Source organism: Salmonella sp. SAL00653 (assembly GCF_046552515.1).
Lineage (GTDB): Bacteria > Pseudomonadota > Gammaproteobacteria > Enterobacterales > Enterobacteriaceae > Salmonella > Salmonella enterica.
In genome coordinates, this window is the sequence record NZ_JBGDTY010000005.1 from 104,109 (window position 1) to 121,574 (window position 17,466).

At 56.1% G+C, this 17,466-nt stretch carries 6 protein-coding genes; all 6 read left to right on the plus strand.

Annotation, left to right across the window (positions count from 1 at the left end):
• The first annotated feature begins 40 nt into the window (after window positions 1-40).
• The 6 genes from ACLJRU_RS08260 to ACLJRU_RS08285 all read left to right on the plus strand — a co-directional run bounded on the left by ACLJRU_RS08260 (window position 41) and on the right by ACLJRU_RS08285 (window position 17,108).
• A complete protein-coding gene (locus ACLJRU_RS08260) occupies window positions 41-262 on the plus strand; it encodes a zinc ribbon domain-containing protein (RefSeq protein WP_000406466.1) in 222 nt (73 codons plus the stop codon).
• A 345-nt stretch (window positions 263-607) separates the two neighbouring features.
• Window positions 608-2,800 (plus strand): intimin-like inverse autotransporter SinH, encoded by a 2,193-nt coding sequence (gene sinH / locus ACLJRU_RS08265; protein WP_001540613.1) that lies wholly within the window; start codon window positions 608-610, stop codon window positions 2,798-2,800.
• A gap of 57 nt (window positions 2,801-2,857) precedes the next feature.
• On the plus strand, window positions 2,858-3,817 hold the full coding sequence (locus ACLJRU_RS08270; protein ID WP_001149067.1) for a SinI family autotransporter-associated protein: 960 nt from the start codon (window positions 2,858-2,860) through the stop codon (window positions 3,815-3,817).
• A gap of 119 nt (window positions 3,818-3,936) precedes the next feature.
• The gene (gene ratA, locus ACLJRU_RS08275; RefSeq protein ID WP_071841893.1) at window positions 3,937-9,534 is read left to right on the plus strand and encodes a DUF823/DUF824 repeat adhesin RatA; all 5,598 of its coding nucleotides are present in this window, start codon (window positions 3,937-3,939) and stop codon (window positions 9,532-9,534) included.
• A 165-nt stretch (window positions 9,535-9,699) separates the two neighbouring features.
• Window positions 9,700-17,007: a DUF823/DUF824 repeat adhesin RatB gene (gene ratB / locus ACLJRU_RS08280; RefSeq protein WP_038394029.1), complete on the plus strand. Its 7,308-nt coding sequence runs from the start codon at window positions 9,700-9,702 to the stop codon at window positions 17,005-17,007.
• On the plus strand, window positions 16,995-17,108 hold the full coding sequence (locus ACLJRU_RS08285) for an IS1 family transposase (RefSeq protein WP_001667815.1): 114 nt from the start codon (window positions 16,995-16,997) through the stop codon (window positions 17,106-17,108). Before ratB ends, ACLJRU_RS08285 begins: the two co-directional genes overlap by 13 nt.
• The last annotated feature ends 358 nt before the right edge of the window (window positions 17,109-17,466 follow it).

Below are 17,466 nucleotides of genomic sequence, written 5' to 3' on the forward strand. Positions count from 1 at the left end.
CTTTCAAGTAAAAGTGAGTCATGCGCCTGAGGAGAATGTTATGGAAATAACCTGCCCCGTTTGCCATCACGCGCTGGAGCGCAATGGCGATACTGCGCATTGCGAGACATGCGCTAAAGATTTCTCGTTACAGGCACTTTGTCCTGACTGCCGCCAGCCGTTACAGGTTTTGAAAGCCTGCGGCGCAGTGGACTATTTTTGCCAGAACGGTCATGGTTTAATTTCAAAAAAACGGGTTAATTTCGTCATTTCCGATCAATAAAACCGCTGTCGACGTTGCGCCGCAGAGCAGAGGCGCCGACGTCTTATCCGGCTAAGGGCAAAAGCGTTATTCGATACTCCCGTAATATCAGCATAGTATCCTGCCCGGCGGTTATTTTATTCTTTTTATTGATTCAACTATTTATAGGGAATATTATTCCCGAAAATTAATATTAGAAATAAATAACAGCCTTCTTTTTATTTATTATATCAATATTATAAATCTGTTTCATATTAAACTTTTCTTTTTAGGAATATATTTAGGCCTGTTAGTTATGATTCCATCTGAATCATCCATATAATATCTTTTCATAGAGGCGTGTTTATTTAACGACAGGGATATCATATGGTGCGAAGGATTCGCATTCTGGTTTTGCTATTAGTGTCTGGAGTCTCAGTTGCGGCTTCTGGCGCAGATAACTCTGCATCTGCAAATGATGAAAGCCACTCCTCCCTGCCTGATTTAGCCAGCGAATCCGCGAAAAAAGAAGAACAGGAAAATAAAGGAAAGTCCTTTAAAAAACAGGGCGCTGACTACTTTATTAATTCCGCCACCCAGGGCTTTGATAATCTCACCCCGGAAGCGCTGGAATCCCAGGCGCGTAGCTATTTGCAAAACCAAATCACTTCCTCAGCACAGTCATATCTTGAAGGTGTAATGTCACCTTATGGCAAGATCCGTACCAGCCTGTCCGTGGGCGAAGGCGGCGATCTGGACGGCAGTTCGCTGGATTATTTTATTCCCTGGTATGACAACCAGAGCACGCTTTTCTTTAGCCAGATTTCGGCTCAGCGTAAGGAAGACCGCACCATTGGTAACTTTGGGCTTGGCGTTCGCCAGAACGTCGGCAACTGGCTGCTTGGCGGCAACGCATTCTATGACTACGATTTTACGCGCGGTCACCGTCGATTAGGTCTGGGAACCGAAGCCTGGACGGATTACCTGAAATTCTCCGGCAACTATTACCATCCTCTTTCTGACTGGAAAGACTCCGAAGATTTCGACTTTTATGAAGAACGACCCGCGCGCGGCTGGGATATCCGCATGGAAAGCTGGCTGCCGTTTTATCCGCAGCTTGGCGCTAAATTAGTTTACGAACAGTACTACGGCGATGAAGTAGCGCTGTTTGGCACCGATGATCTGCAAAAAGATCCTCATGCCGTCACTTTGGGGCTGGAATATACGCCGGTACCGCTGGTCACGGTTGGTACGGATTACAAAGCCGGTACTGGCGATAGTAACGACTTTAGCGTTAACGCGACCGTGAACTACCAGATAGGCACGCCGCTGGCGGCGCAGCTCGATCCGGAAAACGTTAAAATTCAGCACTCCTTAATGGGCAGCCGCACCGATTTTGTCGATCGTAACAATTTCATCATTCTCGAATATCGCGAGAAAGATCCGCTGGACGTCACGTTGTGGCTGAAGGCTGACGCCACCAATGAACACCCGGAATGCGTGATTGAAGATACGCCTGAGGCCGCTGTTGGTCTGGAAAAGTGCAAATGGACTGTCAACGCGCTGATTAACCACCATTACAAAATTATTTCTGCCTCCTGGCAGGCGAAAAACGACGCCGCCCGTACGCTGGTGATGCCGGTGGTAAAAGCTAATGCGTTAACCGAAGGCAACAATAACAGCTGGAATCTGGTGCTTCCTGCCTGGGTTAATGCCGATACCGAAGAGCAGCGCACCGCCCTGAACACCTGGAAAGTACGCATGACGCTGGAAGATGAAAAGGGCAATAAGCAGAACTCCGGCGTGGTGGAAATCACCGTCCAGCAGGATCGCAAAATTGAGCTGATCGTCGACAACATTGCCGATACCGATCGCAGCGATCACAGCCATGAAGCCAGCGCGCTGGCCGATGGCGAAGACGGCGTGGTGATGGATCTGCTGATCACCGATTCCTTTGGCGACTCCACGGATCGCAATGGTAACGAACTGGTGGACGATGCCATGACGCCCGTGTTGTACGACAGCAATGATAAAAAAGTCACCCTGGCCCAGACGCCCTGCACCACGGAAACCCCCTGCGTGTTTATTGCCAGTCGTGACAAAGAAGCGGGGACGGTGACGCTTTCCAGCACCCTGCCGGGGACTTTCCGCTGGAAGGCGAAAGCAGACGCCTATGGCGACAGTAACTACGTTGATGTCACTTTTATCGGCGACAACCTGAGCGCGCTGAATGCGGTGATTTATCAGGTCAAAGCCGCCAACCCTGTCAACCTTATCGGCAAAGAAGATAAGCACCCTACGGTCAATAATGCTTACCGTTTCCTGCTGTGGCGCGACAAAAATAAAGACGGCGTATTCCAGATGTCCGAGCAGCTCACGGAAGAAGAGATGGCGCTGTACGACTACCAGTGGGAGTTTACCGGGCAGAGTACAAACGGACATACCGGCGCGCTGGCCAACACCATGAATGAAGATCTTGTCCTGCCAGTAACCAATAAAGAGGCGGCGCAGAAGTTTGCCGCCAATGTGGAAGATGGCGTTCAGGGTTACGGCATACGCGTTACGTATAGTCAGAAATAGCGTCAGCGTTGTGGCTGACCAGCCAGCCGCTGAATTTTGAGAAAAAGGAGAGTCTGAATGCAAGCAACAGTAAAACGGCGGCTGACGAAGGTCGCTTTAGCATTAGTAGTTGCCGGGTATTGCGCCGCGCCAGCGGTGGCGGCAAACGGTAATCTGAAATCGGGGCAGTGGCAGATTGTCTCTGAACAGACGGGCACCATTCAGGGTACGGTGCCGTGGATTACCCGTGCGGCGGATAAAACTGCGGATACCGACAAAGATCACGTAACGGTAACTATCGATCGCGGCGATCGTAAAATTGTGACCGAAGGCGATAAGCAGTTCCACGTTGGCGATAAGGTCACGGTGAACTGGGCGATTGGCGATACGGAAGGCGACCTGGACACCGACAACACGGCAACTAAAGTCACCGTGAAATGGGTGAGCTTTAGCGATCAGAATGGCAGCGACCCCAAAGATCTTGGTACTGGTGACAGTTATGAAATCCAGGCCGCTGATGCGGATCGTTATATCGGTATCAAAATCACGCCAACCACTACCACCGGTGACCCTGCCGTGGCAACCGAACTGCTGTTGAAAGACTTGTCGACCGATGCGGGCGGTGGTTCGGATGATGACGAAATTCCGGAAGGTCCGGTGGTGGATGAAAACGTCCATGTGGTTATTCATGAGAAAGATTCGAATACCAACCTGTTGAAGAATACAGGGACGACACTCAAAACGAATACCACCTATCAGGTATTGCTGTGGAGCGATAAGAACGGCAACGGTACCTATGATGCCGGTGAAAACGTTACCGACCAGTATGACTACCGCTGGAAATTCGTCGGCACCAGTAAAATTGCAGGTACCGGTACCGGCGGTATCGTCAACGAAAGCTGGAACGATAAAGACCTTGTCATCCCTGTCACCAACGCCGAAGCGAAAACGGCGTTCGAGGGAGCAGACGGCGGCGTTACCGTGGGTAGCGACGGTGTCCAGGGCTTTGGTCTGTCCATCGACTACAAACGCAAATAAGTTGTCCTCAACATACCACTCCCCGCGGGGAGTGGTATTTTCCGCGCACTTTGCTTAGCCGCGCGCTAAGCAAAGTGGGTTGAATTACGACAGAGAATGAAAACGGGTGGCTATCGCTCATGGACAGGAATCGGCAAGTGAATAAAGTTGTACATTTCTTACTGACATTACTGATCATGTTTGCAGCGTCGATCGCACCTGCGCAGGCGCTATTGAAGGGCGGAACCTGGCAAGAGCTGAACTCAGTCACCGGTGCGGTTAACGGCACCGCGCCGCTGGCCGACGGCGCTATTATCCCCCTTTACCAGGGAAGTACGCTGCTTGACCCGAGCAAAACCCACGATATTGAATTCAGCGCCATGCCGCGCGATTTTAGCGCGGATGCTACCTCAACCTCGATGCGGGCGGTCAATTCCACCGATACCGAAGGCGATCTCTTTAGCGATCCGCCCACCATCGCCTGGGAAAACCGCCAGCCGCCCGCCATGGGCCTGGTATGGGCCGATGCCGCCACGCCCGACACGCCGCTCTCGCCGCAGCCGGTTCCGAACCTGACCTTTTGCGCCCAAAACCTCGCCGGGCGACAGCTGGTGGCCTGGGCGCAGGTGGAAGATGAAACCAACATTCCCGCGCTGTGGCTCTTTACGAATACTGGGGTGCCGAATTATGCGACCATTCCGCTGTTAAGTCCGAAAGTGACGCTGAATATCAAACCAGCGGTGAGCGATCCTGTTTCTGTGAGCGGCGATCATGTCGATGCCAGTTTTGAAGCATCGAAAGTTAAGGTCGGAGAAAGTATTACTCTTACTGTCACCACCAAAGCGTGTGATGGCGAACCTGCGATCAATGCGCCGTTTGTGATCCGTCGCGAGGATGCAATAAATCGCCAGGGTGTGGTCAATAACGCTAACCCGGTGCGCGTTGGCAATACCGAGTTAACGACTGCGCAAACAGAATATCATGGTGTAACGGACGGGCAGGGCAACGCCACGGTGGTGGTAACGCAAGAGAACGGTCCGGGGGTAAAAACGCGACTTATCGTCTCTTCGCAAAACTATCCCACGCTGACCGACAATGTCGACGTCATTTTCACCACCATCACCAGTCCGGACAGCGATAAGGCCAGTATGTACGGCCATATGGTGGAGAGCACCACCGCGACGCTGAACGGTATAACCTACACCTTCACCCGGCCGAAGCTGGCGGCGGAAGCGAGCGGCGCTGACAAAAGCGTCGTCGATACCAACGAAACCTGGGCGCTGTTCGACTGGAACGGCGCCGATAACCATTGCAATATTCTGCCGGACGCCGAACAACTGGTGCAGATGCGACATGAGCACAGCACGCTGGCAACGTACACCGGCTGGCCGGCGACGGACGATGCCGAATACTGGTCGTCGACCAAAGATCAGATGAGCGGCTACCACGCTGCCGTACATATGAACAGCGCATCGGTCGTCAGGGCCGCCGACAGCGACACGCTGCTGGTCAGTTGTGTGGATAAAGCCCAGCCTGCGGCGCACCCGCAGATTACTCTCTCCCCACAAGGACCGTATAAAGCGCAGGTGGGGGAGTCGATTGATCTGACGATGACCGTAGTTGACCGGGACACGCAAAAACCGCTGCCTTACCGCTACATGGAGCTGTTTATCGACCCGGCGAAAAACCGCAAAGGGGAACATCAGGACGCATGGGATAACCTGCGGGTCACCGTTGATTCCGAAGGTATGAGCGCCTCGTCGCCGGAGCACTATACCGGCGTGACTGACGTCAACGGCCAGGCGCACCTGACGTTAAAACATAACAGCGGCCTGGGCGTCGAAACGCCCATCCGCATCGTGATGCCGGACGACGAAGGCGGCAACGTCGAGCTGTCCTTTAGCGTAATTTTCACCGTGGTCACCAGCCCGGACGTGGACGGCGCCAACATGTGGGGCCATATGCGCGGCGTGGTGGACGCGGGCAACCTGTACAAACGTCCGCTGCTGGCGGTGGAGGCCAGCCATAAAGACGGCCAGTTCAGTGAAAATAACGAAGAGTGGGCGACATTTAACTCCGTGGCGTCGGCCACCGCGCAGTGCGGTGTCGGCCAGGTGCCGGATCAGTCGTCGCTGGCGCATTTGTACAGCGAACATGCGGGCGGACAGATGGAAAGCGAGCACGGCTGGCCGACTGAAGATTATTTCATCGCCGCCGACAGCGACGCCTCCGGGACGGTACACGTCAACCTCGAAAACGGCGATAGCGGCAAATTTACCGATACGCCCAACTACCTGACCTGCTCGGCCAATGAAATGGTGGCGGTGCTGGACGTCTACTTCAACGACGATCCGGTGATCAAAAACGCCGACGCCAAAGTGGATGAACAGGTTAAGATGAACATCCATTCGCGCAACGCCCTTAACGGCATAGCGATCGGCAATACCGACTTCACCATCACCATGGCGAACGGCAGGCGGCGTGACGGGCTGACGACCGGCTTTACCGATACCAGCAACGGCGAGATGCAGTTTGACGACGTGGGCTACGTTGCCGGGCAGGTTTATCACGGGATCACCGACGCTAACGGCGATGCGACCATTATCCTCACCCAGAAAAAGGGCGTGGGGCTGCTGACGCCGTTAAATATTGCGCCCGTCGATTCATTAATCAGCACGCCGGTTTCCCGCAGCGTGAAGTTTACCGTCGCCACCAGCCCGGATACGCCAGCGGCCAAAATGTGGGGCCATATGGCCGACACGATTACCGTGGGCGACTGGACTTTTGAGCGGCCCAAACTGGCGGGTGAAGTGAGCAACCCGCTGCGTACCCAGGACGAGAGCAATGAGACCTGGGCGCGCGTGGCCCATAGCGACGCGGTGGGCAACCCGGATGCGGGCGGCTGCGCGGCGAACCGCCTGCCGCGCATCGACCAGCTTGAGGCGCTGTATAACGCCAACAGCGGCGGCAAGATTCACAGCATTCAGGGCTGGCCGACCTATCTTAACTACTGGTCGTCCACCTACCAGAGCGCCACCACCTGGAAACTGATCGCGCTGACGAACGGCAGTGAATTTGCCAACAGCAACGTCTCGATTTACGCCAGCTGCCTGGCCAGCGATAACCCGGTGGCGGCGTCCATCACCATTGAACCGGTCAATCCGTCGCAGTGGTACGACGGCAGCGACGTCCACGCGGTCAAAGTGAAAAAGGGCGAGACGATGCAGCTCAAGGTGACGGTGAAGGACGCCAGCGGCAACCCGATCCCGGAAGCGCCGTTTGTGCTCACCCGCGGCGACGGTTACGATCGCCGGGGCGAAAAGTATACCGCTCAGGACGGTGACGATCTGCAAGGCATCGTGACGCCCGTGGTGATCGACGGCGAATCGCTGGCATGGACCACCACCAAAATGGGGTCGCAGACCGGCACTGACGGCACCCGTATCATCAGCGTCACCCGCCCGGACACCCACGGCACCCGCACCGCGATTAACGCGACGTTGTATGAAAATGCCGCCGTGAGTGCCAGCATCGACACTATCTTTACCGTCGTCACCAGCCCGGATGTCAGCGTTGCCCGCATGTGGGGGCATATGGCGCCATCGCTGATGGCGGCGGATGGCGCGGTGTACCAGCGCCCGCTGCTGTACGCTGAGCTGTCCAGTACGGACAATACTGCGTCTAAGCAAGAAACCAACGAAACCTGGGCGGTTTTTCATGGGCCAGCCAGTGAAGGGGCCAATCCGGCCCGTTGCGCGGCGGGCTATTACCCTGCCGTTGAGGCGCTGGATTCGCTCTACAGCAAATACCCGAGCCGAACGATAAATACCGCCCAGGGCTGGCCGGTCTACTATTCTTACTGGAGCGGATCGAACTCGACGTCATTTTCCAGCGGGGCAAAACTTGACTTCTATTACGCAGTCGATTTGGCTGATGGTTCGCGTCGGTCAGAAAACAGCTCGTCCAGCTCTGTCTGGCAGTACCAAATTTGCGCCAGGACGCCGTTGCCGCAGGCCACGCTGATTACCCTCACCTCCCCGCAGGCGATGGATGACGCTATTCAGGCGGTAAAGGCGAAAAATAGCGAGTCGATCCCGCTGCTCATTACCACTACCGATGCGATGGGCAACCCGGTGCCTTATGCGACTTTTTCGCTTAAACGCGACGCCGGGAAGGCGCGCAACCCTGACTATAATAAATTTGTAGCCACTAACGGCACCAACATGACGGTGACGCCGCTCACCGGTGCGCAGCAACAGTTTTACTATGCCACATCGGTTCTGACCGGCGCCACCGGCGCGGATGGTACGCTGGCCCTGACGCTTGCCGAACCCGGCGGCATAGGGTTGAAAAACCAGCTGACCGCGAATCTGAACGATACGCCGACGGCGACCTCATCGCTGCCGGTGGTGTTCACCGTCCTCACCAGCCCGGACAGCGACAAGGCCAACATGTACGGCCATATGCCGGAGACCTTCACCGCCAGCAACGGTGCGGAGTTTAAGCGCCCGCTGGTGGAAGGCGAGCCCTCATCGGAGGCGCACACGGATACCTATTTCGAAACCAATGAAAACTGGATCATGGTGAATAGTTTTAATACCGGCAATTACGGCGGGTGTCCGATGAACCAGATGGCTGCGATAGATGATTTCACTGCGCTGTACAACGATCACCCAAGCGGCAAGGTGGCGACCGATATTGGATTGCCCGTCGGGAAGCGGTGGTGGGCGGGGGATAGCCTGCTGAAAGGCTCAACCCTTTACTGGCAGTATAAAGATCTCAAGACGGGGAAAAACTACAGCATGTCGGAAAACCCGGGTAACTACTACTTACAACTCTGCCTGACAACATCGCGCAGCGGGCTGAATATCGCGCTCTCTTCCGACGCATGGAACGCCGATAAATCAGCGGCTGTGGCGAAAAAAGGCGAAACGATACCGATGACGGTAACGGTGACTAACGACGCCGGGCAGCCGCAGGCCGGGGTGGCCGTACTGTTGACGCGTGAATACTCTTATTCGCGCGGTGCGGTGGATAAGCAATACATTGAACCAGGCGTGATTGGCGAGCCGGTTCCGTTTACAACTTCGCCGGCGAATATGATGCTGACGCCGGTTGCACCTGCGGGTACGGCAGTGGCGTTTAATAACCAGAATGGCCTCAGCACAAAATGGTCTGGCTTCACCGGCGATGACGGTAAGTTGCGGTTTACGTTAACTCAGGATAAATCGCTGGGGTTAAAAACGTCTGTCACGGCGGCGCTTGCGAATCAATTTGATGAGGCGGCGAGCGTAGATGCAATCTTTACGGTACAAACCAGCCCGGATACGCCGTATGCGTCATACTGGGGTCATATGCCGGATACCGTGCAGGTGAACGGCGTTACGCTGCGCCGCCCGTACCTGAAAGCCGAGCTCTCTGCCGCGCCCCGGGATACCTGGCCGTTTAATAATGAATTCTGGGGGACGAACTATTATTATCAGTCCGAACACGTGGAAACGTCGTTGACGCATCTTTGCGGATCGCAGGAAAATATAGCCTCGCTGGACGATCTGAAAGCGTTGCAGAGCGTTATCGGCACGTTGCAATGGCCGACGACATCATCCTGGGACTATGTGTCGCAAGATGAAGGTCAAAGCAATAAGTACTACTGTTCATTTAACGAAACGACCGGCCAGACAACCTGTACTCGTGAAAAAGCGACGACCTCGGGCTTAGGCTCGTGCCGGGTGCCGTAGTGAATGGGGAATGGGGCCGGGAGCGCGTTTGAATGTTGGGTGACGCTTTGCGGCGCCCAACCTGGGTATCCCTTGTAGCTGGCGCTGTTCCGGTAGCGATGTATTTTTACGTTTTTGTATTCATGGAATGAACTGCAACGAAATGGACTTTTCTCAGGTACGTCAGTGAAATCGAAAAAGTGTGTCGGTTTTTTACCCTGGCTGCTGCTATGCGCCCTCAGTTTAACGCCTTTCTTCGCGCAGGCCGTGCGAAGCAGCGGCGCATGGCAGGAACTCACTGAGCAAACTGCGGCTATTAATGGCACTCCGCCTCAGGCCGACAGTGTAACGATCCCGGTATATCAGGGCAGCGTGCAGTTGCGCTCTGATGCGGCGAATCCTGTTGACTACTCCGCGAAGCCCAGCCAGTTCAGCACCAGTGATGCTGGCAGCGCGCTGACCTTAACCAATCCGCACGACACCGAAGGCGATATCTTCGCCGTGCCGCCGCTGGTCTGGCAGGCTGAACGCGCGCCCACCGTCACGCTGGTGTGGGCCGACGCCGCCACGCCGGACACGCCGCTTGATCCACAACCCGTCAGCAATATAAGTTTCTGCGCGCAGAATCTGGCGGGCCGCCATCTGGTGGTCTGGTCGCAGCTGGATACCTCAACCGCCATACCGCCGCTGTGGTTGCTTACCCGCACCGGCGTGCCTTATAACACGGCGGTCGAAGTGCTTGATCAAAAGTTTGCCGTGGATATCGCGCCCGCCGTGGGCGACCCGGTAACGCTCGCCGCCGATCATCTGGATGAGTCGCTCAACGCCGCGAAGGTCAAAGCGGACGAAAGCATCATGCTGACGGTAACGACCAAAGACTGCGGCGGCGAACCGGAGGGCAACGTTGATTTCGTGATTACCCGCGGCGACGCGCAAAACCGCCAGGGCGTGGTAAACAATGCCGCGCCGGTGCGCGTCGGCAACACCGAACTGACCACCACCGCCACGGAATATCACGGTACGACCAACGCCGAGGGCGTGGCGACCGTGGTCGTCACCCAGGCGAACGGCCCGGGCGTTAAAACGCCGCTGATAGCGCACCCGTCGAGCGCGCCAGCGCTGAAAGCCAGCGTGGACGTGATTTTTACCACCCTCACCAGCCCGGACAGCAGCAGCGCCAACATGTACGGTCATATGGCAGAGACGTCCACCGCCACGGTGGACGGCGCAAGCTACACCTTTTACCGCCCCAAACTGGCGGCGGAAACCGACGGTGAAGACCGCACCGCCAGCATCAACAATGAAACCTGGGCGCAGTTCAACTGGGGTCACGCCGACGCGCACTGCGATATTCTGCCGGATGCACGCCAACTGGAAGGGTTAAAAATTGCGCGCGGCGATCTGGCCACCACCCTCGGCTGGCCGGTAGGGCTGACATCCGGTGATGAAGAGTACTGGTCCTCCTCCCAGGGATCGACTGCCACTGACCATATCAGCATTGATATGCGCAGCCGCGCCCTTACGCAGATGCCGGACGCCACGCAATCGCTGGTTAGCTGCGTGGATAAAGCCCCGCCTGCGGTCACGCCGAAATTAGTGATTAGCGCCGATAATTTTGATTCAACGGTCAACGCGGCGAAAGTGAAGGTGGGCGAAGAGATCAACATGAAGATCACCGTCACCGACAGCGCCACCAATAAACCGCTGCCTTATCGCTACTTTAACGTCTACCTGGGCGACGAGCAAAATCGCCAGAATCAAAAGAACGCCGATATTGACGCCGCCCATCAGTGGACGGATGATCCGGTAATTATCACCAATCTGGCAGGCAGCGACGGCCACTATCATGGCGTCACCGACGCCAACGGTCAGTTCTCGCTGGTGTTGACTCAGGATAAGGGTGCGGGCGTATTAACCCCGGTGCGCGTGGTGCTGTTCGACGGCACGGAAGCGACGCAGAACGTGATTTTTACCGTCGTCACCAGCCCGGACGTGGCGCAGGCGCGCATGTGGGGCCATATGCAGGGCGTGGTGGAAGCGGGCAATATCTACAAACGCCCGCTGCTGGCAGAAGAGGCCGCGCAGGATACCGGTTCCGAATTTGAGAATAACGAATACTGGGCGACGTTTAACTCGGTAACGGCGGCGACGAACCAGTGCGGTACCGGCCAGGTGCCGGGGCAACTGCTATTGGATACGCTGTATCAGGCCCATTCCGGTAACGCGATGGAAACGACCTACGGCTGGCCGACGCAGAAACACAGCTATATCGCGGCGGATACTGATGGTTCCACCACCGCGCACGTCAACCTGGCGACCGGCGCGGACAGCATGTTCAGCGGCGCCGAACCGAACTATCTCTCCTGCTCCGGCAATGAGTTGGTGACCAGTCTGGACGTTTACTTTAATGGCGATGAGTCGTTACGTAATGCGGTAGCCAAAGTCGGCGAACAAATCACGATGAACGTCCATTCCGTTAATGCGCTGAACGGGTTAAGTGTGCCCAACGCCAGCTTTACCGTCACCATGTCGCACGGCAAAAATCGCGACAACGCCACCACGGGCTTTACCGATCCCAGCGACGGAACGCTGGTGATGGGCGGAACGCCTTTCGGCTCTTCCCGGGCGTCGATGACGTACCAGGGCATGACCGATGCCGAGGGCAACGCCACGCTGGTGATTGAACAGCCGCAGGGCGTGGGCTTGCTGACGCCGTTGAGCGTACTGCCGGTCAACTCACTGATTACCACGCCCGTCAACCGCAGCGTGAAATTTACCGTTCCCACCAGCCCCGATACGCCGGAGGCGCAGATGTGGGGCCATATGGCGGACACGCTCACCGTAAGTGATATGGAATTCCAGCGGCCAAAGCTGGCGGCGGAAGCGACTGCCGCCACCCGTACCCAGGAGCAGGATAACGAAACCTGGGCGCGCGTCAGCCACGCCGACGCGCTGAATAACCCCAACGCTGGGGGCTGCGAGGCCGGCCATCTGCCGCGCGCCGATCAGCTTGCCGCACTGTATGCCTCCAGCGACGGCAATAAAATCCACACCGTATCCGGCTGGCCGACGACGTATGACTACTGGTCTTCCACCTTCGCCAGCGCCGCTACATGGCAGGCGGTATCACTGGCTGCGGGCGGCTATACCGCTTCCGGCGATGCGTCGGACTACGTGAGCTGTCTGGTCAGCAAAAATCCGACGGCGGCGTCTATCACTATTGAGCCGGTGGATGCGGCATTGTGGTATAACGCAAACAGCGAACACGCGGTGAAGGTGAAAAAGGGCGATACGCTCCAGCTTAAAGTGACGGTAAAAGACGCCAGCGGCAATCCGCTGCCGCAAGCGCCGTTCGTGTTAAGCCGCGGCGACGGCTATACCCGCCAGGGGGAGAAACATATCGCTGGTAGTGGCGACGGCATCGTCTCGGCGGTGGTGATTGACGGCGATTCGCTCAACGACAGCGCCACCCAAATCGGCGGTATGACCGGTGAAAACGGCAGCAAAATCATCAACGTCACCCGCCCGGATGCCCACGGGACGAAAGTCGCGATTACGGCGGCGCTGTACAATAACGCCAGCGCGACGGCCAGCATCGATACTATTTTTACCGTGGTCACCAGCCCGGACAGCGACAAAGCCAAAATGTGGGGCCATATGCCGGAAACGACGACGGCGGTCAACGGCGAGGTGTTTAAGCGCCCGCTGTTATCGGCTGAAATCGCCAGCGGCGTTACCCACGGCGACAATACGGAAAACAACGAAGCGTGGGGAATCGTCGATTTTGAAATGGCGAACGACGCCTGCGGCGCGGGATACGTGCCGACCCTTGCCGATATGCAATCGCTGTACGACGCCAGGCCCGGCGGCGCCATGAATACCCAGCAGGGCTGGCCGCTGGACGGTAAAAACTACCAGGACAGCACCGCCGATTTGAGCCGGAGTACGCAAAACCGCTACGTTAAGTCGATTAATCTGCGCGACGGCGGCGTCGGTTCGCTATTGTGGAATGAACAACTCTATTTTGTCTGCCTGCAAAACGCCCATCCGGCGGCGACGCAGATAACGCTCACTTCGCCTGTGTATAACGACAGCGACGGATTCGCCAAAGCGAAAGTCGGCGAGACCATCCCGGTCATCATCACCACGCGGGATGCCCAGGGCAACCCGGCCGCCGACACGCCGGTTATCTTTACGCGCGGCGACAGCGTCGGGCGCGCGAATCAGGAGGTGAATAGCTCGGCGGCGGCGGATATACAGATAAACCACAGCGACGGGCGTAGCAGCGGCGCTAACTATTACACCGCCACGGGCGCCGACGGCACGCTGACGCTGAATATCAGCCAGGACAGCGGCGCGGGCTTTAAAACGCCGCTGACGGCGGCGATAGAACACAACGGCGTAACGAGCGCGCCGCTGCCAGTCATCTTTACCGTGGTCACCAGTCCGGACACGCCGAAGGCCAACTACTGGGGCCATATGGCGGAAACGCTGACCGACAGCAGCGGCGTGGCGTACAGGCGTCCGCTGCTGGCCAGCGAGTTTAGCGCTACGCCCGGCAAAACGCTGACCATCGCCAACGGCTACTACGACAAAGGCGAAACCTGGGGCATGATAACCGTCGATAAAGCCTGGAACGGCACCGGTGGCGGCTGTGGGCGCGACACGCTACCGACCGTAGCCAACCTCCAGACGCTGTACGGGACATACCCGGATAACGCCATGCGCAGCCGTAACGGCTGGCCGATGACCAGTTCAGGCAACAACAACGTCAGCCGCTACTGGTGGGCGGGGGATTACGTGATATCGTCAGACGGCACGAAGTCGCTCTACGCGGCGGTCAACCTGTTTAACGACGGCAATGATGTCAAAACGACGACCAGCACCTCGATGTACTACATGCAGACCTGTCTTGCCTCGCCGCGCAGCGCCGCCGCCAGCCTGACGCTTACGCTGGCAGGCCAGGATGAAACCACCGGAAGCGCAAAGGCGAAGAAGGGCGAGCAGATGGCCGCCACCATCGACGTGAAAGACGCCGCAGGTCAGCCGATGAAAAACGTGATGGTGAAAATCAGCCGCGGATCTTCGTACAATCGCGCCAACAGCGCCACATCGTCCTCAAGCGTCACAGACGATATTACGCTGCGTAATGTGATGCTGTCCGGCCTGGCGACATACCTGCTGGATACCTCGGCGAAATATCTGTATGCGCAAACTGATGCCCAGGGACAGGTGACATTTACCCTTGCGCAGGACAGTACCGCCGGTTTAAAAACCACTATCAGCGCCGCCACGATGGACGGCAGCAACCTGACAGACAGCAAAGACGCAATCTTTACCGTAGTGACCAGCCCGGACAGCGATAAGGCCAAATACTGGGGCCATATGCCGGAAACCTTTACCAACAGTAAGGTGGTTGAATTTAAGCGACTGCTGCTGCGCGCTGAACTTTCTTCAACGGCGGACACGTCGGGTTATACGGAAAATAACGAGACCTGGTATACCTGGAGCCGTTATCCGAATATGTATCAGGACACCGCCAGCCCGTGCGATCGGCTGGGGTTGCCGACGGTAAATGATTTACAGACGCTATATACCGATTATCCCAATGGCGCACTCACGACAACGCCTGGCCTACCGGTGGCATCAGGAAAATATTGGGGGGCGGGTAACTCAGTACCGGATGCCACGCACTCAGACAGTCAGTTTCAGTATGTCAGACTCAGCGATAATAATACGCTGACAACCAAAGCCAATACCGCCACGGCGCAGCTTTGTCTGGCAAAGCGCCGGGACTTGTCGATAGAACTCACCTCCAGCGACATGGATGCGGATAAAGGCGCTCCAGTGGCGAAGAAGGGCGAGAGCCTGCCGTTGACCGTCACTGTGAGGGATGGTTCCGGCACGCCGCAGCCCAATACCGCTATCCGTTTGGGACGAACGCTTTCGATAGACCGGGCGGGTGTCGTTGATGGCAGTTCCGGCGGAGGCATGGTACTCACATCGGTTGCGCCGTCTACGGGCTCAATGACGTTTAACTGCACGGTATCTTCGTGCACAAGTTATTGGTATGGCATTACGGATGAGGATGGTAAAGCGCAACTCGAAGTGACGCAGGATGATTCCCGTGGCCTGAGAACACCGCTACAGGCGATGCTTGTCGACGATCCGCTGACAGTTAGCGATATGGACGTCATTTTCACCGTCATTACCAGCCCGGACAGCGATAAAGCCAAATACTGGGGACACATGCCGGAAACCGTGACCAACAGCGCGGGCGTGAAGTTCCGGCGTCCGCTGCTGGCGGCGGAGATGACGTCGAATAGCGGTACTTACCTGGTTAACAATGAAACATGGCCCTTAGTCACCGCAGCGAACACTGAAAAAGCGGGCGCAACCGGCTGTGATGCGGAATACCAGCCGTTGTCGGGCGATCTGCAAACGTTGTATAGCGACAATCCTAACGGCGCAATCGGTACAAATTACGGCTGGCCGGTGGCGGGGAACAAATCCTGGTGGGCGGCGGATCGTGCGCCGAATACCGGATATTACCAATTTATAAACCTGAATAGCGGCGGTAAGGGCACCGCCAGTTCATCGACTGCCACCGGCGCTCAGGTGTGTCTGGTCGAGCCGCGTACTTCTACTCCTGCCAGTATTACGCTGACCTCGACGGCGATGGACAGCGCGAAAAATGCGGCGGTAGTGGCGAAGGGAAGTGCGATGCCGTTAACGGTGACGGTAAAAGATAGCAGCGGTAACCCGGTCGCCAACGTCGGTTTTACGTTGTCACGTGGCGATTCGAAAAATCGGGCAGGTATGGTGATAACGGATGGCGACGTGGCAGCGGATGCCGGAGCAGACGATCTCATGCTTAAAGAGCTGACTCCCGCAAGCGCCAGCCAAAGTATGACCACCACCGGGATTGTCTTTACCGGCACTACCGGCAGCGACGGTACGGCAACGTTTACGCTCAATCAGGATAAAAGCCTGGGGTTGAAAACGCCACTCACGGTGAAAGTGACGGACAATACGACTCTTCACGCATCGCTGGATGTGATTTTTATGGTACTTACCAGCCCGGATACGGATAAAGCGTTGTTCTGGGGAAATATGTCGGATACGACATCCGTCAACGGAAAAACGCTGCATCGTCCGTGGCTTCAGGCTGAGATGCTGTCAGGCGTGACGCCAGTATTTACCAACGGAGTGCATGCAAATAACGAGTACTGGGCGATGGCGCATACGGTGGACAACACGAAATGGGATATTGCCAAACAGTGCGGTAGCCTTAGCAAAGCACCGGATAATAACGACCTGTTGACGCTGTATCATTCAATTAGCTCGTTAGGCTGGCCGACGCTGGGCTATCCCTATTTATCTAAATCAACCTCGAGCGGCGGCATGTATTGCGGCGTAGATGAGAATACCAAGAGTCAAAACTGCGCCATTAAGCCGGCAGGCACAGCGGGTTATGCGACGTGCGTGGAGTAACGTATTATGCGTCTGGCACGAAAATAATCTGCTTTTCACATTCAATTGAGCTTCATGAAAAAGTGAAAGTAGCATTCATTGAAAAGTATATGTTCTGCTAATTGGCGTCACCACCGTTTGCCACGCGTGTGTAAAAGCGCCGTCTCCCTTCTGCAACCCGGCATCTGGCGCTACGTATATACTCTAAATAATTCGAGTTGCAGGAAGGCGGCAAGCGAGCGAATCCCCGGGAGCTTACTAAAGTAAGTGACTGGAGTGAGGGAACGCAGCCGCAGCACATGCAACTTGAAGTATGACGAGTATATTTAAAATAACGCAGGTGTCGCATGATAATCACACCTTTTTGTTTCACGCATTTATTTATTTTAATATATGAAGTTATTAAATGTTATTCACGGCATAAATATTTATTAAATGGATGAATGTATTTATATCAATTATAAATCAACCAGAAATTGA